Annotated in this window: 24 protein-coding genes and 2 pseudogenes; 9 read left to right on the top strand and 17 right to left on the bottom strand. The window is 69.8% G+C overall.

The window, feature by feature from the left end; genetic code table 11:
• On the bottom strand, positions 1-204 hold a 204-nt coding region (locus JHD63_RS01160; RefSeq protein ID WP_198968820.1), incomplete at its 3' end, for a hypothetical protein.
• On the opposite strand from JHD63_RS01160, the pseudogene JHD63_RS01155 reads away from it, so the two are divergent.
• Both JHD63_RS01155 and JHD63_RS01150 read left to right on the top strand, forming a co-directional pair.
• Positions 178-375: pseudogene (locus tag JHD63_RS01155) on the top strand (iron chelate uptake ABC transporter family permease subunit); the annotation flags it as partial. The gene JHD63_RS01160 and the pseudogene JHD63_RS01155 overlap by 27 nt on opposite strands.
• On the top strand, positions 372-1,154 hold the full coding sequence (locus tag JHD63_RS01150; RefSeq protein WP_198968819.1) for a heme ABC transporter ATP-binding protein: 783 nt from the start codon (positions 372-374) through the stop codon (positions 1,152-1,154). The pseudogene JHD63_RS01155 and the gene JHD63_RS01150, both read left to right, overlap by 4 nt.
• A gap of 24 nt (positions 1,155-1,178) precedes the next feature.
• Here the strand turns inward: JHD63_RS01150 and JHD63_RS01145 are convergent, their stop codons facing one another.
• Positions 1,179-2,018 (bottom strand): TIGR03915 family putative DNA repair protein, encoded by an 840-nt coding sequence (locus tag JHD63_RS01145; RefSeq protein ID WP_198968818.1) that lies wholly within the window; start codon positions 2,016-2,018, stop codon positions 1,179-1,181.
• Between the two features lie 6 nt (positions 2,019-2,024).
• The gene (locus JHD63_RS01140) at positions 2,025-3,347 is read right to left on the bottom strand and encodes a putative DNA modification/repair radical SAM protein (RefSeq protein WP_198968817.1); all 1,323 of its coding nucleotides are present in this window, start codon (positions 3,345-3,347) and stop codon (positions 2,025-2,027) included.
• 241 nt (positions 3,348-3,588) lie between these two features.
• Between JHD63_RS01140 and JHD63_RS01135 the strand changes: the two genes are divergently transcribed.
• The gene (locus JHD63_RS01135; protein ID WP_233167474.1) at positions 3,589-5,916 is read left to right on the top strand and encodes a catalase; all 2,328 of its coding nucleotides are present in this window, start codon (positions 3,589-3,591) and stop codon (positions 5,914-5,916) included.
• 90 nt (positions 5,917-6,006) lie between these two features.
• Here the strand turns inward: JHD63_RS01135 and ppsR are convergent, their stop codons facing one another.
• Positions 6,007-6,828: a posphoenolpyruvate synthetase regulatory kinase/phosphorylase PpsR gene (ppsR, locus tag JHD63_RS01130; protein WP_198968815.1), complete on the bottom strand. Its 822-nt coding sequence runs from the start codon at positions 6,826-6,828 to the stop codon at positions 6,007-6,009.
• A 187-nt stretch (positions 6,829-7,015) separates the two neighbouring features.
• Here ppsR and ppsA point away from each other — a divergent pair, with 187 nt between their 5' ends.
• Entirely contained in the window at positions 7,016-9,406 is a 2,391-nt protein-coding gene (ppsA, locus tag JHD63_RS01125; protein ID WP_198968814.1) for a phosphoenolpyruvate synthase, read from the top strand.
• Positions 9,407-9,462: 56 nt separating this feature from the next.
• On the opposite strand, the gene JHD63_RS01120 is transcribed toward ppsA, so the two are convergent.
• A complete protein-coding gene (locus JHD63_RS01120) occupies positions 9,463-9,873 on the bottom strand; it encodes a helix-turn-helix domain-containing protein (protein ID WP_198968813.1) in 411 nt (136 codons plus the stop codon).
• Positions 9,874-10,064: 191 nt separating this feature from the next.
• On the opposite strand from JHD63_RS01120, the gene JHD63_RS01115 reads away from it, so the two are divergent.
• From JHD63_RS01115 to JHD63_RS01100, 4 genes are read left to right on the top strand one after another with little or no spacing between them, the layout of a single operon-like run.
• Positions 10,065-10,649 carry a GGDEF domain-containing protein gene (locus JHD63_RS01115; RefSeq protein ID WP_198968812.1) on the top strand — a complete coding sequence of 195 codons (585 nt, stop codon included), beginning with the start codon at positions 10,065-10,067 and terminating at the stop codon, positions 10,647-10,649.
• Between the two features lie 7 nt (positions 10,650-10,656).
• Positions 10,657-10,950 (top strand): DUF4212 domain-containing protein, encoded by a 294-nt coding sequence (locus JHD63_RS01110; RefSeq protein ID WP_198968811.1) that lies wholly within the window; start codon positions 10,657-10,659, stop codon positions 10,948-10,950.
• A 4-nt stretch (positions 10,951-10,954) separates the two neighbouring features.
• Complete coding sequence (locus JHD63_RS01105; protein ID WP_198968810.1) at positions 10,955-13,009, top strand: VC_2705 family sodium/solute symporter; 2,055 nt, start codon at positions 10,955-10,957, stop codon at positions 13,007-13,009.
• A 32-nt stretch (positions 13,010-13,041) separates the two neighbouring features.
• Positions 13,042-13,506 (top strand): hypothetical protein, encoded by a 465-nt coding sequence (locus JHD63_RS01100; RefSeq protein ID WP_198968809.1) that lies wholly within the window; start codon positions 13,042-13,044, stop codon positions 13,504-13,506.
• 114 nt (positions 13,507-13,620) lie between these two features.
• Here the strand turns inward: JHD63_RS01100 and JHD63_RS01095 are convergent, their stop codons facing one another.
• From JHD63_RS01095 to JHD63_RS01065, 7 genes and pseudogenes are all read right to left on the bottom strand, one after another.
• Complete coding sequence (locus JHD63_RS01095) at positions 13,621-13,977, bottom strand: FKBP-type peptidyl-prolyl cis-trans isomerase (protein WP_198968808.1); 357 nt, start codon at positions 13,975-13,977, stop codon at positions 13,621-13,623.
• A 139-nt stretch (positions 13,978-14,116) separates the two neighbouring features.
• Positions 14,117-14,425, bottom strand: coding sequence for a winged helix-turn-helix transcriptional regulator (locus JHD63_RS01090; protein WP_198968807.1), 309 nt, complete (start codon positions 14,423-14,425; stop codon positions 14,117-14,119).
• A 120-nt stretch (positions 14,426-14,545) separates the two neighbouring features.
• On the bottom strand, positions 14,546-15,010 hold the full coding sequence (locus JHD63_RS01085) for a MarR family winged helix-turn-helix transcriptional regulator (RefSeq protein ID WP_198968806.1): 465 nt from the start codon (positions 15,008-15,010) through the stop codon (positions 14,546-14,548).
• 110 nt (positions 15,011-15,120) lie between these two features.
• Positions 15,121-16,110: a Bug family tripartite tricarboxylate transporter substrate binding protein gene (locus JHD63_RS01080; protein ID WP_198968805.1), complete on the bottom strand. Its 990-nt coding sequence runs from the start codon at positions 16,108-16,110 to the stop codon at positions 15,121-15,123.
• A 106-nt stretch (positions 16,111-16,216) separates the two neighbouring features.
• Positions 16,217-16,321 (bottom strand): annotated as a pseudogene (locus JHD63_RS01075) (SDR family NAD(P)-dependent oxidoreductase); the annotation flags it as partial.
• A gap of 22 nt (positions 16,322-16,343) precedes the next feature.
• A complete protein-coding gene (locus JHD63_RS01070; RefSeq protein WP_198968804.1) occupies positions 16,344-18,236 on the bottom strand; it encodes a feruloyl-CoA synthase in 1,893 nt (630 codons plus the stop codon).
• A gap of 337 nt (positions 18,237-18,573) precedes the next feature.
• Positions 18,574-19,362: a crotonase/enoyl-CoA hydratase family protein gene (locus tag JHD63_RS01065; protein ID WP_198968803.1), complete on the bottom strand. Its 789-nt coding sequence runs from the start codon at positions 19,360-19,362 to the stop codon at positions 18,574-18,576.
• 113 nt (positions 19,363-19,475) lie between these two features.
• Here JHD63_RS01065 and JHD63_RS01060 point away from each other — a divergent pair, with 113 nt between their 5' ends.
• Complete coding sequence (locus tag JHD63_RS01060; protein WP_198968802.1) at positions 19,476-20,366, top strand: amidohydrolase family protein; 891 nt, start codon at positions 19,476-19,478, stop codon at positions 20,364-20,366.
• A 114-nt stretch (positions 20,367-20,480) separates the two neighbouring features.
• Here JHD63_RS01060 and JHD63_RS01055 read toward each other — a convergent pair whose 3' ends face one another.
• The 5 genes from JHD63_RS01055 to JHD63_RS01035 all read right to left on the bottom strand — a co-directional run bounded on the left by JHD63_RS01055 (position 20,481) and on the right by JHD63_RS01035 (position 25,021).
• Complete coding sequence (locus tag JHD63_RS01055; protein WP_198968801.1) at positions 20,481-21,497, bottom strand: porin; 1,017 nt, start codon at positions 21,495-21,497, stop codon at positions 20,481-20,483.
• Positions 21,498-21,585: 88 nt separating this feature from the next.
• Positions 21,586-22,557 (bottom strand): PDR/VanB family oxidoreductase, encoded by a 972-nt coding sequence (locus tag JHD63_RS01050; protein ID WP_198968800.1) that lies wholly within the window; start codon positions 22,555-22,557, stop codon positions 21,586-21,588.
• A 17-nt stretch (positions 22,558-22,574) separates the two neighbouring features.
• Positions 22,575-23,597 (bottom strand): aromatic ring-hydroxylating oxygenase subunit alpha, encoded by a 1,023-nt coding sequence (locus JHD63_RS01045; protein ID WP_198968799.1) that lies wholly within the window; start codon positions 23,595-23,597, stop codon positions 22,575-22,577.
• Positions 23,598-23,609: 12 nt separating this feature from the next.
• The gene (locus JHD63_RS01040) at positions 23,610-23,831 is read right to left on the bottom strand and encodes a recombinase-like helix-turn-helix domain-containing protein (protein ID WP_198968798.1); all 222 of its coding nucleotides are present in this window, start codon (positions 23,829-23,831) and stop codon (positions 23,610-23,612) included.
• A gap of 32 nt (positions 23,832-23,863) precedes the next feature.
• Positions 23,864-25,021: an FAD-dependent monooxygenase gene (locus JHD63_RS01035; RefSeq protein ID WP_198968797.1), complete on the bottom strand. Its 1,158-nt coding sequence runs from the start codon at positions 25,019-25,021 to the stop codon at positions 23,864-23,866.
• Between the last annotated feature and the right edge of the window lie 24 nt (positions 25,022-25,045).

The following is a 25,045-nucleotide window of genomic DNA, read 5'->3' as shown; positions in this document are numbered from 1 at the left end:
CCCCCCCCCCCCCCCCCCCCCCCCCCCCCCCCCCCCCCCCCCCCCCCCCCCCCCCCCCCCCCCCCCCCCCCCCCCCCCCCCCCCCCCCCCCCCCCCCCCCCCCTTTTCCAGCCGAAGACGGCATACGAGATTTCCTGTACGGTCTCGTGGGCTCGGAGATGTGTATAAGAGACAGGGGTGCGCCTGGCGGCCGGCCCGGACCACCGCGTGGTGCTGCCCGGCGCGGCGCTGCTCGGGGCGGCGCTGGTGCTGGCGGCCGACGCGGTGGCGCGCACCGCGGTGCAGCCGGCCGAGCTGCCGCTGGGCGTGCTCACCGCCTGCATCGGCGCGCCGATGTTCCTGGCCATGCTGCGCCGCTTCCGGGGCAGCGCATGACGCTGGTATGCGACGCGGCGGCGGTATCGGCCGACGGCCGCCGCGTGCTGGCCACCGTCAGCGCGCGGCTGCAGGCGGGGCGGGTGAGCGCCATCCTCGGCCCCAATGGCGCGGGCAAGTCGACCCTGCTGTCCTTGCTGGCCGGCGAGCGCGCGCCGATGGCGGGCCAGGTACTGCTGGACGCAGAGCCGGTGCACCGCCAGAGCGCCGCGGCGCTGGCCCTGCGCCGCGCGGTGATGGCGCAGGAGAGCGCAGTCGCCTTCGAGTTCACCGCCCAGGCGGTGGTGGAGCTGGGACGCTTCCCACACCGGCGCCAGCCGGAGCGCGACGAGGCCGCCATCGTCGCGCAGGCCATGGCCGCGACCGGCGTCGCGCACCTGGCGCGGCGCGGCATGCATACGCTCTCGGGCGGCGAGAAGGCCCGGGTGCAACTGGCGCGCGCACTGGCGCAGGTCTGGTCGCCGCCGGCCGGCGGCGCGGCGCGCTGGCTGCTGCTGGACGAGCCCACCGCCGCGCTCGACCTGTCGCACCAGCACCAGGCCATGCGCCTGGCGCGCGATTGGGCGCGGCAGCAGGGAGTGGGCGTGGTGGCGGTGCTGCACGACCTGAACCTGGCGCTGCGCTATGCCGACGACGCGCTGGTGCTGGGCGGGCCGGCGGGCTGTACCCACGGGCCGGTGGCCCAGGTGCTGCAGCCGGCGCTGATCGCGCAGGTCTGGGACACGCCCTGCCAGCGGGTGCAGGGCGCGGATGGGGCGGTGCAGTACCTGTTCGGGTAGACGGCAGAGGGGCGTGGGCCGCATTCATCCGCGCTCCGGCCGCATGCCCTTGCCGGGCCTGTGCCGGCGCGGGCCGTCGGTGGATGCCTGCATCCGGAACGCGCGCGCATCGGCCTGCTGCAGCATGGCGGTGACCTGGGCCGCCTCCGGCAGGTTCTTCCAGAAGCGCACGGGCATCTCGCGCTGCATCATCGCCAGCTTGACGCGCGCCGGGTTGAAGATGCTGCGGTAGTACGCCAGCCAGAGCGCCTCGCCGTCGTCGGCGGCCGGCGCGTCGGCCTTTGAAGCGGGCGGCCCGAAGGCCAGGGCGCGCAGGTCCCAGTGCACGCATCCGCGCGGCGTCAGCAGGGCCCAGCGCATGGCCGCGAAGCGGTCGACGAAGAAGGGCGCCGCCGCCCGCACGACGTGGTGCGCGGGCTCGAACCAGGCCACGCGGCATTCTCCCGCGGCGTCGGCCACCACCCTGAAGCGGACGAAGGCGTGCATCTTGTGGATCTCGCGCCGCACTTCCCTGGCCATGCGCTCCAGCCGCAGGCGCGAAGGGTCCAGCGCATCGGCCCAATGGCGCCGGTCGCGCAGGATGGCAGCGGCCAGGGCGTGTACCAGCCGGTGGCGGCCAGGGTCGTCGTGCAGCAGGGCGCAGCGCGCCAGTGCCAGAAAGCTGCGGGGCAGCAGCAGGGGCGGGCCGTCCGGCGCGGCGGGCGGCGGCGCTGCGTCGGCCTCATCGGCCAGCAGGCTGGCCTGGGGTTGCGAGCCGTCGTCCCAGGCCACGTCGGCCGGGTCCAGGCGCAGCGCCAGCGCCTGCCGCAGTCCGCGCAGGAAGCCGTCGACGTCGTCGGGGCGCGCCAGGCGCAGCGTGGGCATGGCCGCTCACCGCGCCACGGGCGCCAGGTCCGCCGGCGCGAAGAGATCGCCTTGCGGCGAGCCATCGCCGGCGCGGCGGCGGCGCGACTTGGCCGGCGCTGCCTGGCGCAGCAGGCGGCTGACCGCATCGGCGGGGGGGCGGTGGTCGGGCAACTGCACGAAGGCCAGCACCCGATCGCCGGGGCCGCCCAGGCGCTGCACGTCGGCCTTGGCGATCTGCCGCAGGCGTCGGGCCTGCAGGATGCGCCGCACCGATTGCACGCCCAGGCCCGGCACGCGCAGCAGCACCTCCCGCGGCGCGCGATTGAGGTCCACCGGAAACCAGTCCGGGTGGGCCAGCGCCCATGCCATCTTGGGATCGACCTGCAGCGACAGCATGCCGGCTTCGGTGACGAGTTCCTGTTCGGCGAATCCGTAGAAGCGCATGAGCCAGTCGGCCTGGTAGAGCCGGTGCTCGCGCATCAGCGGCGCGCCCAGGCTGGGCAGCGCGGCGCTGGCATGCGGGATCGGGCTGAAGGCGCTGTAGTACACGCGGCGCAGCTTGTGGCGCTGGTAGAGCGCGACGCTGGTGCGCAGGATGGCGCGGTCGTCCGAGGCATCGGCGCCGACGATCATCTGGGTGCTCTGCCCGGCCGGGGCGAAGCGCGGCGGCCGGGGCGCGGCAGCGGGGGCGCCGGGCAGGGCGCGTATGCGCCGCGCGAGCGACGCCTGTTCCTTCGCTTCGTCGAGTTGCAGGCGGATGCGGCCCATGGACCGCTGGATCGCCTGCGCGTCCTTCTCCGGCGCCAGCCGCTGCAGCGCCTGCTGCGTCGGCAGCTCGACGTTGATGCTCAGGCGATCGGCATGCAGCCCGGCGCGGGCCACCAGGTCGGGGCTCGCGTCCGGGATGGTCTTGAGGTGGATGTAGCCGCGGAAGTGGTGGTCCTCGCGCAGGCGCCGGGCCACCTCGATGAGCTGCTCCATCGTGTAGTCGGGCGACTGGATGATGCCGGAGCTGAGGAACAGGCCCTCGATGACGTTGCGCTTGTAGAAATCCAGCGTCAGCTGCACCACCTCGTCCACCGTGAACCTCGCCCGCTCGACGTTGCTCGATTCGCGGTTGACGCAGTAGAGGCAGTCGTACACGCACCAGTTGGTCAGCAGGATCTTGAGCAGCGAGATGCAGCGCCCGTCGGGCGCGTAGCTGTGGCAGATGCCGCTGCCGCCGCTGGAGCCGATGCCCCGCCCGTCGCGTGAATTGCGGCGCTCGCCGCCGCTCGACGCGCAGGAGGCGTCGTACTTGGCTGCATCGGCCAGGATCTGCAGCTTGCGTAGAGTTCCTGTTGCCATTTGGCTGTAATTATATACAGTTGTCGTCGCATTGCGCGCGGGGTTCGCAGCGCAAAGTCGGCGGATTCCCACAGCCGATGGAATCTTCTTCCTGCCGCGCCGCCACGCGGGGGCCCCCACCATTGCGCTGGCATGGCCGGCGCGGCCCATCCTTCCCCAACCCACTCTAGAGATTGACATGGCCCCACCCAAGAAAAGCCCTTCGTCCGCCCCAGCCCAGGCTTCGCTGGATTGCGCTTACATGAATACCGACAGCGCGCCGAACTCGCCGCCGCGCGCCGGCGCGCGGCAGCCCGCGCTCCAGCAGGCGCGCGCCGTGGGCGAGGCGGTGGCGGCCATGCCGTACAACGCGACCAAGGCCGCCGAATATGGCGAAGTCTCGGCCTGCCCGGTCACGGGCGCGACGGTGAAGCCCGCGCACGCCTCGGCCGGCGCCAGCACGCTGTCGGAGGGCAACCACTCGCAGAAGACGGTCGACCGGGCGGGTGCCGGCGTAAACGCTGCGGGCGGTGAACTGTCGCGCGTGCGGGCCGATTCGAGCGGGCAGATGCTCACCACCAACCAGGGCGTGCCGATTGCCGACAACCAGAGTTCGCTCAAGGCCGGCCTGCGCGGGCCGGCGCTGCTCAAGGACTTCATCCTGCGCGAGAAGATCACGCACTTCGACCATGAGCGCATTCCGGAGCGCATCGTGCATGCGCGCGGTTCGGCGGCGCATGGCTATTTCGAGTGCTACGAATCGGCGTCCGAACTCACCTGCGCCTCGCTCTTTGCCGAGGCCGGCAAGCGCACGCCGGTGTTCGTGCGCTTCTCCACCGTGGCGGGCGAACGCGGCTCCAAGGACACGGCGCGCGATGCGCGCGGCTTCGCCGTCAAGTTCTACACCGAGCAGGGCAATTGGGATCTGGTGGGCAACAACATCCCGGTGTTCTTCATCCAGGACGCGATGAAGTTCCCCGACCTCGTGCATGCCGTCAAGCCCGAGCCGCACCACGGCATGCCGCAGGCGGCCTCGGCGCACGATACCTTCTGGGACTTCGTCTCGCTGATGCCGGAGTCCACCCACATGCTGATGTGGGTGATGTCCGACCGGGGCATTCCGCGCAGCTACCGCATGATGCAGGGCTTCGGCGTGCACACCTACCGCTTCGTCAACGCCCGGGGCGAGTCGAAGCTGGTCAAGTTCCACTGGAACCCGAAGCTCGGCACCCATTCCCATGCCTGGGAGGAGGCCGTGAAGATCTCCGGCGCAGACCCGGACTACCACCGCCGCGATCTGTGGGAAGCGATCGAATCCGGCCACTATCCCGAATGGGAGCTGGGCGTGCAGATCTTCACGGAGGAGCAGGCCGAGCAGTTCAGCTTCGATGTGCTGGACGCGACCAAGCTGGTGCCCGAGGAACTGGTGCCGATCAGGCCCATCGGCCGCATGGTGCTCGACCGCAATCCCGACAACTTCTTCGCCGAGACCGAGCAGGTCGCGTTCTGCGTCGCCCACGTGGTGCCGGGCATCGACTTCACCAATGACCCGCTGCTGGCCGGGCGCATCCATTCGTACGTCGACACGCAGCTGTCGCGGCTCGGCGGCCCGAACTTCCACGAACTGCCGATCAATGCGCCGCTCGCGCCGGTGCACAACCACCAGCGCGACGGCATGCACCGCCAGGCCATCCACCGCGGCCGCGTCGCCTACGAGCCCAACTCGCTGGCCGGCGGCTGTCCGTTCCAGGCCGGCGCGGCGGGCTTCGTGCCGTTTCCGGAGCCGGTCGCGGGGCCCGAGGTGCGCGGCAAGCCCGAGAAGTTCGCCGAGCACTATCAGCAGGCGACCCTGTTCTATGAAAGCCAGGCCCCGCACGAGAAGAAGCACATCGCCAACGCGTTCCGCTTCGAGCTGAGCAAGGTGACGGTGCCGGCCATCCGGCTGCGCACGCTGTCCATGCTGCGCAACGTCTCCGACGAGCTGGCGAGCGAGGTCGCGCAGGGGCTGGGGCTGGAACTGCCCGCGCCCATGCCCCGTGCGCTGGAGCAGCCGCGCGCGCCGGAAGTCACGGTTTCGCCCGCGCTCTCGCTGCTGGCGCGGCCGGGCGATGGCGGCATCGCCACGCGCAAGGTGGCCATCCTGGTGGCGCCGCAGATCGACGCGGCCGCGGTCCGGCTCGTGGCCGATGCGCTGATCGCCCAGGGGGCGGTGCCCAGGCTGGTCGGCCCGCGCGTCGGCGGCTTCGCGGCGGACGACGGCTCCGCGCTCGATGCCGATGCTTCCTTCGAGAACCACCCCTCGGCGCTGTTCGACGGCGTCGTGATCCCGGACGGCGCCGATGCGATCGAGGCGCTCGCGGGCAACGGCCAGGCGCTGGAATTCGTGCGCGACCAGTTCCGGCACTGCAAGTCCATGCTCGCGCTCGGCGCCGGGCGCAAGCTGCTGGAGCGCGCCGGCATTCCGACGCAGGGCGGAGACGCCGGTCTGCTGGTCATGGAGAAGTCCGGCAAGCCGGCGGCCCAGGCCTTCATCGAGGCGCTGGCCCAACACCGTCACCCCGCGCGGGAAACCGATCCTCCGGCGGTATGAGGGCTCGCCGGACCGAGTGGCGGATTGCTATGAAATAGATAGCTGATGGCCCAGGTATTGCCTGGGCTACAGCCGCTTTTCTTCCATATTTCAGTATTCCAGCCGCTCGGGGCGCACTTCCTGCAGGATGGTGGTGGCGATCTCCTCGATCGACTTGGTGGTGGTGGACAGCCAGCGGATGCCGGCGCGGCGCATCATGGCCTCGGCCTCGGCCACTTCCTGGCGGCAGTTGAGCAGGTCGGCGTACTTGGAATTGGGCCGGCGCTCGCTGCGGATCTGCGACAGGCGCTCGGGCTGGATGGTCAGGCCGAACAGCTTCTTGCGGTGCGGCACCAGCGCCGGCGGCAGTTGGCGGCGCTCGAAGTCCTCCGGGATCAGCGGGTAGTTGGCCGCCTTCAGGCCGTGCTGCATGGCCAGGTAGAGCGAGGTCGGCGTCTTGCCGCTGCGGCTCACCCCCACCAGGATCACGTCTGCCGCCTCCAGGTCGCGGTTGCTCTGGCCGTCGTCGTGGGCCAGGCTGTAGTTGATCGCCTCGATGCGGTCGTTGTAGGCCTTGCTCTTGGACACGTCGCTGAACCGGCCCACGCGGTGCAGGGACTTGATGCCCAGCTCCTTCTCCAGCGGCTGCACGAAGGTGCCGAACATGTCCAGCAGCATGCCCTTGCAGCCGTCGCGCACCACGTGCAGCACTTGCATGTCCACCAGCGTGGTGAAGACGATCGGCTTGCGGCCTTCCACCTCGGCGACGTGGTTGATCTGCCGCACCACCTGGTGCGCCTTGTCCACCGTGTCGATGAAGGGCAGGCGCACGTGGCGCGGCTTGAACTCGAACTGCGACAGGATGGCGTTGCCGAACGCCTCGGCCGTGATGCCGGTGCCGTCGGAAATGTAGAAAACGGTGCGCGTGTGCATGGGGCTCCAGAGGGGGCGGGAGGGGAGGGCAAACAGAAGGCGGGTGCGCGCCTACAATCCGTTCGATTATCCGAATTCGCGCCATGCCCCGCCCCGACCCCCTAGAAGAACACCAAAGTCGCCGTCTGCGCACGGCCGCTGGTGCACGCGCGCCCGGATGCCAGGTTTCAACTTCTGGAGCTTTCCCATGTCTGCACGCTTTGACGCGACCGCCCTGGTCGTACCGTTTGAGAACCTGAGAATGAGCGACGTCGAGGTGGTCGGCGGCAAGAACGCCAGCCTCGGCGAAATGATCTCGCAGCTGCCCCAGGGCGTGCGGGTGCCGACCGGCTTCGCCACCACCGCCCACGCCTTCCGCCAGTTCCTCGCCCACGACGGCCTGGCCGAGCGCATCCGCCAGCGCCTGGCGTCGCTCGACACCGAAGACGTGCGCGCCCTGGCCGCCGCCGGCGCGGAGATCCGCGGCTGGGTCGAGAACCAGCCGTTCCCGGCCGACCTGCAGAAGGCCATCGCCGAAGCCTTCGCCACGCTGTCGGCGGGCAATGCGCAGGCCAGCTTCGCGGTGCGCTCCTCGGCCACGGCCGAAGACCTGCCCGACGCCTCCTTCGCCGGCCAGCAGGAGACCTTCCTCAACGTGGTCGGCATCGACGACGTGCTGCACAAGATGAAGGAGGTGTTCGCCTCGCTCTACAACGACCGCGCCATCAGCTACCGCGTGCACAAGGGCTTCGCCCACGACGTGGTGGCGCTGTCGGCCGGCGTGCAGCGCATGGTGCGTTCGGACCTGGGCGCCGCCGGCGTCATGTTCACCATCGACACCGAGAGCGGCTTCGACCAGGTGGTGTTCATCACCAGCAGCTACGGCCTGGGCGAAACCGTGGTGCAGGGCGCCGTGAACCCGGACGAGTTCTACGTGCACAAGCCCATGCTCCAGGCCGGCAAGAAGGCCGTGATCCGCCGCAGCCTGGGCAGCAAGCTGATCCAGATGGTGTTCGCCTCGCCCGAGGAAAAGGCCGCCAGCGGCAAGCTGGTCAAGACCATCGACGTGCCGACCGAGCAGCGCAACCGCTATTCGCTCACCGACGCGGACGTGGAGCAACTGGCGCAGTACGCGCTGGTCATCGAGCAGCACTACGGCCGTCCGATGGATATCGAATGGGGCAAGGACGGCACCGACGGCCAGCTCTACATCCTGCAGGCGCGCCCGGAGACGGTGAAGAGCCAGCAGGCCGGCAAGGCCGAGCAGCGCTACAAGCTGAAGGGCACCGGCACCGTGCTGGCCGAGGGCCGCGCCATCGGGCAGAAGATCGGCACCGGCCCGGTGCGGCTGGTGCACAGCATCGCCGAGATGGACAAGGTGCAGGCCGGCGACGTGCTGGTCACCGACATGACCGACCCGAACTGGGAACCGGTGATGAAGCGCGCCAGCGCCATCGTCACCAACCGCGGCGGGCGCACCTGCCACGCGGCCATCATCGCGCGCGAGCTGGGCATTCCGGCCGTGGTCGGCTGCGGCGACGCCACCGAGCTGCTCAAGGACGGCACCCTGGTGACGGTGAGCTGCGCCGAGGGCGACACCGGCCTGGTCTACGACGGCCTGATCGAGACCGAGGTGACCGAAGTCGTGCGCGGCGAGATGCCGCCGATCAAGACCAAGATCATGATGAACGTGGGCAACCCGCAGCTCGCCTTCGACTTCTGCCAGTTGCCCAACGAAGGCGTGGGCCTGGCGCGGCTCGAATTCATCATCAACAACAACATCGGCGTGCACCCCAAGGCCATCCTCGACTACCCGAGCGTCGACGCCGATCTGAAGAAGGCGGTCGAGTCGGTGGCGCGCGGCCATGCCAGTCCCAAGGCCTTCTACGTCGACAAGGTGGCCGAAGGCGTGGCCACCATCGCCGCGGCCTTCTGGCCCAAGCCGGTGATCGTGCGGCTGTCGGACTTCAAGAGCAACGAATACCGCAAGCTGATCGGCGGCAGCCGCTACGAGCCGGAGGAAGAGAACCCGATGCTGGGCTTCCGCGGCGCCGCGCGCTACGTGAGCGCCGAATTCCGCGAGGCCTTCGCCATGGAATGCGAGGCCATGCGCCGCGTGCGCAACGACATGGGCCTGACCAACGTGCAGGTGATGGTGCCCTTCGTGCGCACGCTGGGCCAGGCCGACCGCGTCACGCAACTGCTGGCCGAGCATGGCCTGAAGCGCGGCGAGAACGATCTCAAGGTCATCATGATGTGCGAGGTGCCGAGCAACGCCATCCTGGCCGAACAGTTCCTCGACTACTTCGACGGCTTCTCGATCGGCTCCAACGACCTGACCCAGCTCACGCTGGGGCTGGACCGCGACTCCGGCCTCGAACTGCTGGCCGCCGATTTCGACGAGCGCGACCCGGCCGTCAAGGCGCTGCTGAGCCGCGCCATCGCCGCCTGCAAGGCACAGGGCAAGTACGTCGGCATCTGCGGCCAGGGCCCCAGCGACCACCCGGACTTCGCGCAGTGGCTGGCCGACGAAGGCATCGCCTCGATCTCGCTCAACCCCGACAGCGTGATCGACACCTGGACGCAACTGGCCGGCTGACGTCACCGGCGCTGCAACGCAAGGCGGACCGCGCAGCGCGGTCCGCTTTTTTTTGGTCAGTCAGGCGTGCGCGTCGGCAGCGCGTCCACCATGTCGCGGATCAGGGTGCGGTGCTGGGGCGACAGGCGCAGATAGCGCCTGAGCATGGCCTGGTCCAGCGGTATGAGGCGGCGCACCAGCGGATCGGGTTCGCGCGCGGCCGCCACGCCGCCTTCGGGGCCGAAGCGCAGTTCCTGCGGCGGCACGCCGAGCCATTGCGCCAGCACGCGCAGCTTGTCCTGGGTGGGAATCGAGATGCCCAGCAGCCAGTTGCGCACCGCATACAGGGATACGCCCTTGCCCCAATAGCGCAGGTTGAATTCGTGGGCGACAGTCGTAGGTGAGAGCGGGATACCGGCGGAGGTGAGGGCTTGGCGCAGGCGCTTCGCAAAGACCTCTGCCTCCGGGTGCGGAGTCTTTTCGGGCATCTGGCGACCGTAGGTGGTCGGTACCTCCGGGTGTGATAGTCTGCATCACGTTTGAGTGATGGTGGGTAACGCATTGACCTGAAAACACGCCAGGGGAGGCGCCGGACATGGGACGAGTTCCAAGCGATGGGGTAACGGCGGACGCGGCATCGGCCATGCCGGCGGCGGCCCGGCTGCGCTGAGGCTGGGCCATGCGAGTGTCACACTCCTGCGGCCTCGAGCCGAACCTGCGCGCCTTCGAGGACACGCTGCCGCCATGCCTGCCGGAGGGACAAGGGCTCTGCGATCCGCTGACCGGCCTCTACCTGCGCGAACACTGGGAATGGCTGCTGCAGGCCAACTTCGCGCTCGCCCGCAAGACGGGCGGCGGCGCCACGCTGCTCTCGGCGGCGCTGGACCCTGCAGGCGCGGCAGGCGACGAGGCACTGCGGCACTTCGGGCACCTGCTGCGCACCCACCTGCGCGCAACCGACATCCGGGGACGCCGCGGCACGCACACCTTCGGCATCCTGCTGCCCGACGCCGGCATGGACGCGGCACTGCGCCTGGTCGAGCGCTTGCACTGGCTGCTGGACGTCCAGCCGCTGCACCCGGATCGCCGCCTGGGCGCGACTTTCGGCGCCTGCTCGCTCGGGCCGGGCATCCGCAGCCCCGACGCCTGGCTGCGGCGGGCCGACCAGCTCCTGCTGCAGGCGCGGCGCAGCGGCGGCGATTGTGTGCGCAGCGAACCGCTTGCTCGCAAACACCGAGGCGTCCAGGGGGCGGCACTGCGATGATCGGGGAATGGCCTTCCCCGCATTCCCGACCGCCCCGCCTCCCGAGGAAACCGCGCCGGCACCCGTCATGTTCAACCAGCCGCCGCCAGGCCACTGGCCGCTGCGCGCCGCGCTGCTGCTGGTCTGGGGCGCGGTGTCCTTCGGCGTCTGCTACCACGCGCGCACGCTGCAGTTCAGCGTCGCCGGCTGGCCCTTCGGCTACTGGATGGCGGCGCAGGGCGCGCTGCTGGTCTTCATCGTGCTGGTGGTCATCTACGCAGTGGTCCTGAACCGGGCCGAGCGCAAGGCCCAGGCGGCCTGAGCGCATGGCGGAGGAAGGGTATTCGCCCGCTGGCAAGCGGCGCCTGCACGGCATCTTCGTCGCCTACGTCTTCGGCGTGCTCGCGTTCCTGCTGCTGCTGGGCTGGGCAGAGAGCCTGGGGCTGTCGCGCCACTGGATCGGGCCGGTCTTTCTGTTCGTCACCGTGATGGCATATGCCGCGATCGGCATCTGGGGCCGCACCACCGACCCGGAGGAGTACTACGTCGCCGGCCGGCGCATCCCGCCGATGTACAACGGAATGGCCGCGGCGGCCGACTGGATGAGCGCCGCCTCCTTCCTGAGCCTGGCCGGGGCCCTGTATCTGCAGGGCTTCTCCGGCAGCCAGGGGCAGAGCGGGGGGCTGGCCTATCTGCTGGGCTGGACCGGCGGCTTCTGCCTGGTGGCCATGCTGATCGCGCCGCAACTGCGCGCCATGGGGCTCTATACCGTGCCGGATTTCTTCCTGGTGCGCTACGGCGGGCGCTGGCCCCGGCGCATCGCGGCGCTGTCGGCGGTGCTGTGCTCCTTCACCTACCTGGTGGCGCAGATCTACGGCGTGGGCCTGATCGCCTCGCGCCTGACCGGCGTGCAGTTCGAGATCGGCATCATGCTCGGCCTGGGCGGCGTGCTGCTGTGCTCTTTCCTGGGCGGCATGCGCGCCATCACCTGGACCCAGGTCGCGCAGTACGTGGTGCTGCTGCTGGCCTTCCTGATCCCGGTGTCCTGGCTGGCCTACAAGCAGGTGGGCAATCCGCTCGCGCCCCTGGTCTATGGCACCCAGCTGGAGAAGATCGGCGGTTTGGAAGACGCGCTGCGCGCATCGCCCGCCGAGCGCGAAGTGGCCGCGCTCTACCTGGGGCGAGCCCAGGACTACGAGGCCCGGCTGCGCGACGTCGACGCCGCGCTGGCGGCCGAGCGCGAGCGCCTGCAGCAGCGCCTGCACCTGCTGCGCCACGGCAATGCCGAGGTCGGCGAACTGATGGCCGCCAGCCGCGAGCTGTCGGCCTTGCCGGCCAACGCCGAACAGGCACGCGCGCGCTGGAGCCGCGCCATGCGCGAGGACTACGAGCGCGCACGCCCGCTCGCAGGGCTGCCGCCGCACCTGCAGCCCTTCGCGGGCGACCCGGACGGTACGCCCGCGGAGCGCGAGGCCTTCGAGGTCTCGCGGCGCAACTTCCTGGCGCTGATGTTCTGCCTGATGGTCGGTACCGCCGGCCTGCCGCACCTGCTCACGCGCTACTACACCGTGCCCTCGGTGGCCGCCGCGCGCACCTCGGTGGCCTGGTCGCTGTTCTTCATCACGCTGCTCTACATCAGCGCGCCGGCGCTGGCGGTGCTGGTGAAGTTCGAGGTCATGCAGAACCTGGTGGGCATACGCTTCGACGCGCTGCCGGGCTGGATCATGCAGTGGACGCGGCTCGACTCCTCGCTGCTGTCCATCGAGGACATCAACGGCGACGGCGTGCTGCAGTTCGGCGAGATCCGCCTGGGCGCTGACATGATCATGCTCGCCACGCCAGAACTGGGCGGCCTGCCCTACGTCGTGTCCGGGCTGGTGGCCGCCGGCGGCCTGGCGGCGGCGCTGTCCACCGCGGACGGCCTGCTGCTCACCATCAGCAATGCGCTGGTGCGCGACATGGCGCTGCAGGAAATCCGCCGCATGCCTTCGCCCGAGCAGCGCGTGATCCTGACCAAGTTCGTGCTGCTGGTCGTGGCCATGCTCGCGGCCTTCGTGGCGGCGCTCAAGTCTTCCGAGATCCTGTCGCTGGTGACGGCGTCGTTCTCGCTGGCGGCATCGGCCTTCGTGCCGGCGATGGTGCTGGGCATCTTCTGGCGCGGCGCCAGCCGCGCCGGCGCCGTGGCCGGCATGCTGGCCGGGCTGGCGACCACGCTCTACTACATGCTGGTGCATGCGCCCATGCTGCGTGGCTGGTTCGGCGTGGACGGGCTCGGTGCGCTGTGGTGGGACATCCAGCCTGGATTGGCCGGCGTGTTCGGCGTGCCCGTGGGCCTGTGCGTGACCTGGCTGGCAAGCCGGGTCCTGCCGCGGGATCGGTGAGTTCGGCCTGTTGCACGTTGAGGAGGCAACCGATGATTCTGGCCAAGACCGCACTCGGGCAACGCGTGCTCAAGGACCGCTCGGTACCGCTGGCGCCGCGCCAGCGCTCGGCCTTCATCCTGTTCGACGGCAAACGTTCGCTGGCCGACGTGCTGCAGGCCACGGCCAGCATGGGCGTGGTGGAGCAGGACGTGGTCTCCATGCTCGATGCCGGCCTGCTGGAGCACGTGGTCGCGGACCAGCCGGCCTCGCCCGCCCAGGCGGCGGCCGCGGCAACCGCAGAACCAGCGGCCAGCCGCACGCCCCAGCAGCGCTACCGCGATGCCTACGCGGTCGCCACGGCGCTCACCGCCGAACTGGGCTTGCGCGGGTTCCGCCTCAATCTGGCGGTGGAGGCCGCCAGCGGCCTGGAAGAGCTGCGCCAGCTCGCCCCCCGGATCCGTGACGCGGTCGGGGAGGCCAGGTACCAGTCCCTGGAGCAGGCGCTCAACGGCTGACGCAAGGCGCCGCCGGTCCGCGCCGGGAACACCGCGGAGCCGGCGCCGCCGGTCCGCAGGTGTTGCCCCCGGAAGGGGCTGGCGAAGACACGAAGTGCGCAGCCTGGGGGCGAACTAATTGACCCCGAGCAGTTCCACGTCGAACTTGAGCGTGGCATTGGGCGGAATCACGCCGCCGGCGCCGCGCGCGCCGTAGCCCAGGTTCGCCGGGATGATGAGCGTGCGCTTGCCGCCCACCTTCATGCCCTGCACGCCTTCGTCCCAGCCCTTGATCACCATGCCCGCGCCCAGCCCGAATCGGAAGGCGCTGTTGCGGTCGCGGCTGGAGTCGAACTTGGCGCCCTGCGCGCCATCCTGGTAGAGCCAGCCGGTGTAGTGCACGCTGACCTGCTGCCCGGCCGCGGCCTCGGCGCCGTCGCCCAACTGAGTGTCCTCGTACTGCAGGCCGGAGGCGGTGGTGGTGAGTGCCATGGGAGTTCCTTCGTGATGATTGCTATATAAATAATAGCAATAGACCTAGGCCAGGCATGGGCCTCGGCCATGAAATAGATGAAATCTGGGGGTGGCCGCCGGCAGGAGGCCAACTGGCCGCGTGGCCTGCTGTCGCCGCTCAGGCCTTCTTCGGCAGGGTCTGCACCCAGCGGCCGGCAAAGGCATGGAGGTCGCTCAGGCGCTTGAGCAGGTCCTTTCCGGCTTCGGTGGTGGCGTAGCCCTCACCGCCATGCTGTACCAGGCCGGCGTCGCGCAGTTCCTTCAGCCGGGTGTTGAGCGTGTTGGGCGTGATGCCGCCCACGCTGTCCTGCAGCAGGCGGAACGTCTGGTGGTGGCCATCTTTCAAGGCCCAGAGCACGCGCATCGCGTAGCGGGATTCGAGCAGGTCGAAAAGCTGGTAGACGGATGCGTTCTCTTTGGGGCTCATGCGCGGTTTCTCCTGTGGCGCGAAGGGACGTAACGTGAAGGGGCAATATAGCCCACATCGGCAAATGCTACAAGTTTAATAGCTGATGGCCGGCGTCCGGTATGGCGCTGCAACGCATGCTCAGCGGTAGATCTTCTGCAGCAGGCGGATCAGGGTCTTGCGCTCCGCGGCGCTGAGGTGCTGCGTGGCTTCGTCCTCCATCGCGTCGACCGTGGCCTCGGCCCGGGCTTGCAGCGCGGCGCCATCCTTGGTCAGGTGCAGGCCGACGGCGCGGCCGTCGGTAGGGTGCGGCAGGCGCTGCAGCAGGCCGCGCGCATCCAGCTCGTTGATGATGCCCACCAGATTGGGCGGCTGGATGGCGAGCGTTGCGCAGAGCTGGCGTGAGGTGATGCCCGGGTTGTGCGCGATCAGCGACAGCACTGAGTAGCTCGCGACCTTGAGATCGTGCTGCTGCATGTGCGTGGCGAAGCGGTCCATCACGGCGAGCGAGGCCCGCCGCACGTTGTAGCCCGCCAGCTTCTCGAGTTGCCGGGTGTCGACCTGCTCCACCGAGGGCGGGGGCGAATGGGTTGTGGGAGAGCGCATGCCGCCGATTGTGGCGTCTCAGGCCGCGGGCCTGGCGGCTCAACATCCAGCTGGAAACAGCGCCCGCACCCTGTGGCATGCGGACCCCGGAACGGTGCCCCGAGCGGCACTCACGATTCGGCGCTGAAGCCGATCTTCTTCACCAGCGGGCCCCAGCGCTCGTACTCGCTCTGCTGCGAGGCGGCCATGGCCTGCGGCGTGGAACCCTGCACGATCAGCCCGACCACGGCCAGGCTGTCCTGCACCGATCTCTCGCGCAGCGCCTGGTTGATCGCGGCGTTGGCCGCCTCCAGCGTGGCCGCCGGCGTGCGTGCCGGCGCGTAGAAGCCGAACCACTCCTCCGCCGTCAGGCCCGGCAGGCCCTGCTCGGCAAAGGTCTGCACGTCCGGCAGGAAGGGCGAGCGCTGGTGGCCCGAGGTGGCCAGAACGCGCAGCTTGCCGCCCTTGACGTGGGGCAGGTAGTCGCCGCTGGGCGTCACCATGGCGGCGATCTGCCCGCCCACGGCATCGGTCACGCCGGGAATCGAGCCACGGTAGGGCACGTGCTTGAGCTCGGTCTGCGTCTCGATGCCCAGCAGGGCCCCGAGGAAGTGCGGCAGCGATCCCGCGCCGGGTGAGCCGTAGCTTGCGTCCTTCGGGTTGGCCTTGGCCCAGCCGATGAAGTCCTGCACCGTGCGCACGTTGGCCGGCACCATGGGCCCTACCGCCAGGCCGTGGTGCATGACCGCGCCGATGGACACCGGCGCGAAGTCCTCGGCCTTGTAGGCCAGCCGGCCGTAGATGTGCGGATAGATCGATAGCGCCGACACCGGTGCCAGCGCCAGCGCCGAGCCGTCGGCGGGCGAGGCCTTGAGCGACTCCAGCGCGATGCGGCCGCCCGCGCCGGGCTTGTTGTCGACCACGGCCGCGTTGCGGGTGTAGGCGCTGCCTGCGAGCTTCTCGCCCACGCGGCGCGCCACGCTGTCGCCCGAGCTGCCGGGCGGGAAGCCGTAGAAAATGCGCACCTGCTCCAGCGCCTGGGCGCGCAGCGTGAGTGCAGACAGCGGGCCGAGCGCCGTGGCGGCGGCCAGTGCGCCAAGGGCATCACGGCGGGTGTTCATCTCTTGTCTCCTTGTCTTCGTTGCCCTAGCGTGGCGCCATGCGCAGCGCGCCATCGAGCCGGATCACCTCGCCATTGAGGTGTCCGTTCTGCACGATGTGCACGGCCAGCACCGCGACCCTGGCGCCCAGGCGGGCGAGTTCGCGCGCGGTGGCTTCCCCCAGGCCCGATGCCCCGCCGGTGACCAGGGCGGCTTGTCCTTGCAATTGCATGCTGCTTCCTTTCGTTGCGGATTCAGCGTGCCCCGGGCCGTGCGATGCCGGGCGCGGTGCCCTGGTGCAGTGCCTCGACCAGCGCGGCGCGGTGCCGGAGCACGGCGCGCTGGTTGATCGAGCCTTTGTCGGTGACCTCGCCCAGGTCGATGGAGGGCGGCGTGCTCAGGATCAGCGCGCGGGCGACGCGGTTGGCGCTGCCGGTGGCGCCGGCGGCCAGCGTGTCCAGCAGTTGCTGCAGCCATTGGCGCACCGGCGCGCTGGCGGCCACCTGCTCCATCGAGGCGCCGGCCGGCAGCCCCGACAGGGCGCGCAAGGCCGGCGTAGGGAACAGCAGGGCGCCGACCTCGTGCAGGTTGATGCCGGTCAGCACGGCGTCCTGTACGTAGGGCGCGCCGGCCGCGGCGATGCGCGCGCGCAGCGGGCCCACGCTCACGAAGGTGCCGCTGGCGAGTTTGAAGTCTTCCGCGATGCGGCCATCGAAGCGCAGCCCGCGGTGGTGATTGGCCGGGTCGATCCAGGCCACGGCGTCGCCGGTGCGGAAGAAGCCTTCCTCGTCGAAAGCCTCGCGCGTGGCCTCGTCGTTGCGCCAGTAGCCCGGGGTGATGTTGGGGCCGCTGTAGCGCACCTCGGTCTTGCCTCCCACCGCCGCCAGCTTGATGCGCATGCCGGCGGCGGGCAGGCCCAGGTCGCCCGAGCGGACCTCGGGCCCGGTCACGTAGAGCGCGAAGGGCGCGGACTCGGTCATGCCCAGGCCCGTGCCCATGACGATGCGCTCGCCCACCTCGGCCTCCTGGGTGCGGTGCAGGCTGTCCCACACCGGCTGCGCCAGCGCGGCGCCGGCATAGAAGAACATCTTCACGCGCGACAGCAGGGTGCGGCGCAGCAGCGCGTCGTCCTGCATGGCCTGCGCGATGGCCTCGAATCCGGTGGGCACGTTGAAGTACGCCGTGGGCGCGATCTCGCGCAGGTTGCGCAGCGTTTCGGCCATGCCGGCGGGCGTGGGCCGGCCGTCGTCGATGTAGAGCGTGCCGCCGTTGTAGAGCACGATGCCCACGTTGTGGTTGCCGCCGAAGGTGTGGTTCCATGGCAGCCAGTCGACCAGCACCGGCGGCTCCGCTGCCAGCGCGGGGATGGACTGCAGCAGCTGCTGCTGGTTGGCGCACCACATGCGGTGCGTGTTGATCACCGCCTTGGGGTTCTTGGTGGAGCCCGAGGTGAACAGGAACTTGGTGATGGTGCCGGGATGGGTCGCGTGCAGCGCCGCGTCCACCGCCGGCGTGGCGGGCGTGGCCAGCAGTTCGGCCCAGGGCGTGCTCGCGCGGCCGGGCAGGCTGCCGTCGGCCAGCACCACCTCCACGTCGGCGCCCACCACCGCCTCGATGGCGCGGCCGTAGCGGCGGGCGTCGCTCGCGAACACCAGGCCGGGGGTGAGCGTGCCCAGCACGTGGCGCAGCTTGTCGAAGTCCTGGCTCACGGTGGAGTAGGCCGGCGACACCGGGCAGTGCGCAATGCCCGCATACAGGCAGCCCAGCGCCAGCAGCGCATGCTCGATGCCGTTCTCGCTCAGGATGGCCACCGGCCGCTCGGCCGACAGGCCGCGCGCCAGCAGGGCCTGGCCGATGCTGCGCGCGTGCCGCAGCGCCTGTGCATAGCTGACGTGCTCCCAGTCGCCTGTGCTGCCGTCGGCATGGCGGCGGCGTGCCACGTAGGTGCGCTCCTGCGCGGTGGCGGCCCAGTGCAGCAGGCGCTCGGTCATGCGGTGCGGGTAGGGCGCCAGCGGCTGCTCGGCCTCCAGGTACTGCACGCCCGGGGCGCCCTGGTGCAGCCTGGCGCGCGTGATGCCGAACTCGACGTGGCGGTAGCGCGGGGCCGCTTGCGTGGCGGGGGGCTCCTGGGTGTTTGTCTCGCTCATGTTCCTCATTCTTCCGGTCGGTTATCCACGGCGCTGCGCGTCACCCGCGGCGCATGAAACCCAGAGGAGCAGGCCATGCGCAGACATCCGCGGAACCGGCTCTGCCAGGCCGCAGGATGTGCCCCCTCGCAGGGGGAAGGCGAAGACGCGAAGCGCGTAGCCTGGGGGTGGTCCCATTCCAGCAACACCCGCAGCGAATAAAACCCAAAGGCCCAGAAGGCCGCGGAGCAGGCCATGCGCAGACATCCGCGGAACCGGCTCTGCCGGGCCGCAGGATGTGCCCCCTCGCAGGGGGAAGGCGAAGACACGAAGCGCGTAGCCTGGGGGTGCTTTCATTTCATCTCTTGCCGACCTTGGCGGCCTTGCCGTCGAGGAAGGCACGCACGCGCTGCTTGGCCTCGGGGGCACTCTGGGCGATGGCGGCCATCAGCGCCTCGGTGAAGAAGCCCTGGTCGGCCGGCTGCTCGGCGATGCGCGGCAGGGCGTGCATCAGCGCGTAGTTGGTGAGCGGCGCGTTCTGCGCCACGCGCGCGGCCAGCTCCAGCGCCTTGTCCAGGGCGGTGCCTTCGGGTACCAGGTACTGCGCGAAGCCGGCGCGCTCGCCGTCTTCGGCGTTGTAGACGCGGCCGGTCAGCATCATGTCGGCCATGCGTGCCGCGCCGATCAGCTTCGGTATGCGCACCGAGCCGCCGCCGCCGACGAAGATGCCGCGCGAGCCTTCGGGCAGCGCATAGAAGGTGCTGCTGTCGGCCACGCGGATGTGGCAGGCGCTGGCCAGTTCCAGCCCGCCGCCGACCACCGCGCCATGCAGCGCCGCGATCACCGGTACCGGGCCGAACTGCACCCGCTCCAGCGCCGCATGCCACATGCGCGAGTGGTGCAGGCCGGCGCCGGCGTCGCGCTCCTGCAGCTCCGACAGGTCCAGCCCGGCGCAGAAGTGCGGGCCCTCGCCGTCGAGCACGGCCGCGCGCACCGTGTCCGGCAGGTTCTCGAAGGTGTCGCGCAGTGCCAGGACCACGGCGTCGGACAGCGCATTGCGCTTGGACGGCCGCGCCAGCCGCACGAGCGCGACCGGGCCGCGCAGCTCCAGCTGCACGAAGGAGGAAGAAGCCTTGGGAGATGCCATTTCGATGTTTGCCAAATGGGCGGATTATTGTTATAAAAAATAACCAATTCAATCGGGGCAAACCGCCTCGCCGCCCGGATTTACCCTGAGCAAGCCGCACGTCGGAAACCTCCATGGACCACGAGAACCTGATCGCCATCGACATCCACACCCATGCCGAGGTGAGCTGCTGGAACCCTTTCGACAACTACGGCGAGGAGTACGACCGCGCGGCCGACAGGTACTTCAAGAACGGCCGCCGCCCGACCATCCAGGAAACCATTGACTACTACCGCAGGATCAGGATCGGCCTGGTCATGTTCACCGTGGACAGCGAGTCCCGACTGGGCCGCCGCCGCATCCCGAACGAGGAAATCGCCGAGGCCGCGCAGAAGAACGGCGACATGATGATGGCCTTCGCCAGCATCGACCCGCACAAGGGCCGGATGGGCGCGCGCGAGGCCGAGCGGCTCATCGAGGAGCACGGCGTCAAGGGCTTCAAGTTCCACCCCACGGTGCAGGGCTACCACCCCTACGACCGCATGGCTTGGCCGATCTACGAGGTGATCAATGCGCACAAGCTGCCGGCCATCTTCCACACCGGCCACAGCGGCATCGGCAGCGGCATGCGCTGCGGCGGCGGCCTGCGGCTGGAGTACAGCAACCCGATGCACCTGGACGACGTGGCGATCGACTTTCCCGACATGCAGATCGTCATGGCGCACCCGAGCTTTCCGTGGCAGGACGAGGCCCTGAGCGTGGCCACGCACAAGCCCAACGTCTGGATCGACCTGTCGGGCTGGAGCCCCAGGTACTTCCCGAAGCAACTGGTGCAGTACGCCAACACGCTGCTGAAGGACCGCGTGCTGTTCGGCAGCGACTACCCGCTGATCACGCCCGAGCGCTGGATGAAGGACTTCGAGGACGCCGGCTTCAAGCCTGAGGTGATGCCCGGCATCCTCAAGGGCAACGCAGTGCGCCTGCTGGGCCTGGACCAGAAGCCGGCCGCGCCGGCAGCCGCGTGAATGCTATCCAAATGATAGCTTGAAGCCTTGGATTCATCTTGTTTTTAGATGGTTTATTACCTGAAATGAAGATGGTTCCATGGCTTGCTGCTACAGTTTTTGTATGGCGCAGGCTCAGAAGAAGTGGCGCACGCCCACTTCGTAGCCGTTGGAGTGGCCGCCCGGCACGTTGGTGGGCGCCGCCACGCCCAGCACGCCGATGGCGCGCTGCGAGCCGCCCGAGTTGTTCAGGCGCGCGTAGGTGGCGTAGAGCTGCGTGCGCTTGGACAGGTTGTGGCCATAGCCGATGGCGAACTTGCGCCAGTCGGCTTCGGTCCCGCGGGTGTCGTAGCGGCCGACCGAGGCACGGATCTCACCCGCGCCCACCGGCACCTTCACGCCCAGTTGCAGGCCGCGCACGTCCACGCTGCCGCGCTTGTGGCCGGCCCACAGCAGCATCGGCTGCGCCACGCCGAAGTCGTAGCTCACGCCGAGGTTGCGGAAACGCTCGTCCTGCGCCTGCGTGGTGCCCTTGAGGTTGGCTGCCGACACCGAGACGTGCAGGGCAGCCTGGCGATAGCCCAGGCGCGTCCCCGTGTACTCGCCACCTGACGATGGGTCGGTGCTCAGGCGCTCGCTGAAGGCATGCTGCACCTGGCCGTAGAAGCCGCCGAGCTTGGATGGCGCGAAGTAGCTGACGGCGTTGCTGATCTGGATCGTGGGCGGGCCATTCATCACGAAGGTGTTGGTGCCGCCCACGCCGTTGGTCAGGAAGGGGTCGAATACCAGCGTGTTGAGGAAGGTCGCCGAATCGTCGCGGCCCAGGCGCACCTCGCCCCAGCGCCCGGTCAGGCTGACGGTGGCGCGGCGGTTGAAGCCCGCGCCCATTTCGCCGGTGTCCGGCGAGAAGCCGGCTTCGAGCCAGAAGCCGGCCGACAGGCCGCCGCCCAGATCCTCCACGCCACGCAAGCCGTAGCGGCTGATGTTGGCGCCGCTGTTGGACAGCCCGGTGCGCGAGCCGCCCGCGCCCGTGACGCGGGCGACGCCGACGTCGACGGTGCCGAACAGCGTGACCGAGGACTGCGCCTGGGCGCCCGCCGCGGCGGCGGCCAGCGCGGCGGCGGCCATGAGGGAGGGGGTGAGGTTGTGCATGGCGTGGGTCTCCTTGTGAAAAAAACGAAGGGCTGCCCGTTCCGCACTCGCGGAACATGGTCGAAGAACCTGGGGGAGGGAGAGGGCGCTAGATGTCGAGCACCAGCCTCTTGCCGGTGCAGCGCGAGACGCAGATCATCATCGTCCTGCCCGACTGGCGTTCGATCTTGCTCAGGATGCCGTCCTGGTGGTCCAGCTCGCCGTCGAAGTCCAGCACCGCCGTCTCGCACGCGCCGCACACCCCTTCCTTGCAGCTGTGGCCCGGGTTCAGCCCGGCGTCGATCAGCGCATCCAGGATCGACTTGCCCGCCGGCACCTCCAGCGTCTGGCCGCTGCGCTCGCACGACACCTCGAAGCCGTGCCGCTCGCTGGCCGACTCCGCCACCACCGCCGCGAAGCGCTCGATGTGCGCATGGGCGTAGCCCCACTGCTCGCACGCCTTCTCGAAGGCATCGAGCATCGGAGCCGGGCCGCAGCAGTAGTAATGGCTGTCGGCGCCGCGCCCGGCCAGCAGGCGGGCCAGGGCGGGGGGCGCGCCCTGCTCATCGTCGAAGTGCCAGGTGATGGATGCGGTCTTGTCCGCGAGCGCCTCGATGCCCTCGATGAAGGCCGCCTCCCTGCGGGTTCGCGCGCAATACACCACTTCCACCGGCCGGCCCAGCGCCACCAGGCGCTGCAGCATGCACCAGATCGGCGTCACGCCGATGCCGCCGGCCACCAGCACCGAACGCGCGGCGTCCTCGTGCAGGCGGAAGTTGTTGCGCGGCGCGGAGATCGGCAGCGTCATGCCCACGCGCAACTGCTGGTGCACGTAGCGCGAGCCGCCGCGGCTCCTGCGGTCATGCAGCACGCCGACCACGTAGCGCTGGCGCTCGCCGGCCGGGTTGCACAGTGAATAGCTGCGCACCAGGCCGTTGGGCAGGTGCAGGTCGATGTGGGAGCCGGCCTCGAAGGCGGGGAAGTCCACGTCCGGCGTGGCCGGGCGCAACTCGACGCTCACGATGCCCTCGGCCTCGTAGCGCATGGTGTGCACGAGGGCGTTCAGTGTGGGAGAAGACATGGCGGGCAGGCCTGGGGTCAGCCAATCTGCGCCTGCGCCAGGTTGCGCATGTGGCGGCGCAGCCGGACGATGCCCAGGTCGTGCTGGTACAGGTTCTCGTGCTGGTTGGCGTCGGGCTCCATGTCTTCGAGCATCACGCGGTCCTGCTCCAGCACGTGCCAGTGGCGCGCCTCCAGCCGGTTCTTGTAGAGAAAGCGCCAGGTGTCGCGCTGCCAGCCCGGCGGCAGTTTGCGCACGCGCCAGAAGAAGGTGGCGGTCATGCCCTTCACGATGGGTGAGAACGCGCCGATGATGATGAAGTTGCCGCCGGGGCCGCCGGTCTTGGGGTAGGGGATCTCCAGCCGCATCCAGTGGATGCCGGTGTCGGCCCACTCGGTCCAGTCGAAGTTGACGTTGCGCTGGCCCTCCTTCTCGAACACGAAGCCGGTGTCGGTCGGGCGGATGACGAACCTGGCGCTGGAATCGCCTTCGGCCATCGAATGCGACTGCTTGTGCAGGAAGGTGCCGTGCATCGGGTCCATCACGTTGTCGAGCACGTAGCGGTAGTCGCCCTTCCACTCGGTGTAGCAGAGGAAGCTGCTGTACTCGGCCTCGTCGTTGAGTTGCTCGGGCAGCACCAGCGGCGGCGGCGTGTCGACCGGGTCCTTCGAGTTGTAGAGGAACACCGCGCCCGCGCGCTCCTGCACGTGGAAGTGGCGCGTGGCCCGCGAGCCTTCGAGCTTGCAGCCCGGGCTGCCGGGCACGCGCGTGACCACGCCGTCATGCCGGACTTCGACGCCGTGGTACGGGCAGGAGAGCCGGTCGCCCAGGATCACGCCCTGCGACAGCGGCGCGCCGCGGTGCGGGCAGCGGTCTTCCAGCGCATGCAGCACGCCATCGCCGTCGCGCCACAGCGCGAGCTTGCGGCCCAGGCGGCGCAGCGAGACGGGGTTCTCCTTGATGAAGTGCGAGGGGCAGATCGGGTACCAGAGGTCCTTCAGGCCGATTTCGAGCAGATGGTCGATCGGGTCGGCGGCGATGGGCTGGGTGGCGGCATTCATGGTGGACTCCTCTCAGGCGGCCAGCGCGGCCATTTCCTTGCGGTACAGCGCCTCGGTCCAGCGCTGGCCGCCGGGCGTGGCCAGGCCGCTGTCGTTCAGGTGCTGGACCAGGCCGGGCAGATCGTGGATGCCGTCGGCGAAGGCGCGCTCGATCGCATCGCCGAGCAGGTCTTCATAAGTGGTCGCCGGGCGCTGGCGCGCCTGGTGCGCTTGCAGGTAGCGGTCTTGTTGCATCGTGGGCCTCCGTGGGAGTGAGGGGAAATGAATCAGGCCGTGGCCGCGACGGGTTCGCCCAGCGGCACGGACCAGGCGTCGTAGCCGTAGACCCAGTCGGCGTTGCCGCCTTCGCGCAGCCAGTTGTTGCCGCGCGAGCCGAGCTGCACCTGGCTGGCGCGTGCGATGCGGGCCTTTTCGTAGCCTTGCAGCGCGCGCGCCACATCGGCCATGGCCACGCCGTCGAGGTGGCGGGCGAGCACCACCGCATCCTCGATCGCCATGCCCGCGCCCTGCGCCATGAAGGGCAGCATCGGGTGCGCCGCATCGCCGAGCAGCGCCATGCGGCCGGCCGCCCAGGCGGGCATCGGGTCGCGCTCGTACAGCGCGGTCTTGAGCACGGTGTCGCAGGCGTCGAGCAGGGCCCGCGCCTCGGGGTGGTAGGCCACGTACTGCTCGCGTAGTTCGTCCACGCTGCCGGGCGCGGTCCAGGATTCGAGGTGCCAGGTGTCCTGCGGCGTGGTGGCGAAGATGAAGACGTCCTTGCCGCGGTTCAGCGGGAAGGTGACGATCTGGCTCTGCGGGTTCGGGCCCCACCACTTGGTGAAGGCGCCGAGGTTGGGCACGCCGGCCACGCGCTCGGCCGGCACCACGGCGCGGTATGCGACGATGCCGGTGAAGCGCGGGCTCTCGGCACCGAACATGGCCGTGCGCACGCAGGAATGGATGCCGTCGGCGCCCAGCAGCGCGCCGACGCGGGCGCTGCTGCCGTCGGTGAACGCGAGGCTCACGCCCTCGCCGTCCGCGGCGATGGTCTCGGCGCGCTTGCCGAGCGCGACCTGCCCGATCGGAAACATGTCGGCCAGCGCCGCCAGCAGGTCGGCGCGGTGGATGGTGAGCTGCGGCGCGCCGTAGCGCTGCTCGGCGGTGTCGGCCATCTCCAGGCGCGAGGTCTCCTCGCCGGTGTCGTAGGTGCGGCTGATGCGGTGCGACGGGCGCGCGGCCGTCACCCGGACCGCATCGCCCACGCCCAGGCCGTCGAGTGCGCGCACCGCATTGGGCGTGAGGTTGATGTCGGCGCCGACGCGGGCGAACTGCCGGGCCTGCTCGAACACGACCACGTCGTGGCCGGCGCGCCGCAGCGCGATGGCCGCGACCAGGCCGCCGATGCCGGCACCGACGATGCCGATGGTGGATTCACTTGTCTTCATGGGCTGTCTCCCCTCTTGTTGCTG

It is taken from the genome of Xylophilus sp. ASV27 (assembly GCF_016428875.1).
Lineage (GTDB): Bacteria > Pseudomonadota > Gammaproteobacteria > Burkholderiales > Burkholderiaceae_C > Xylophilus.
Note: the sequence above shows the minus strand (reverse complement) of the source record. Positions and strands in the feature narration are given on the sequence as shown.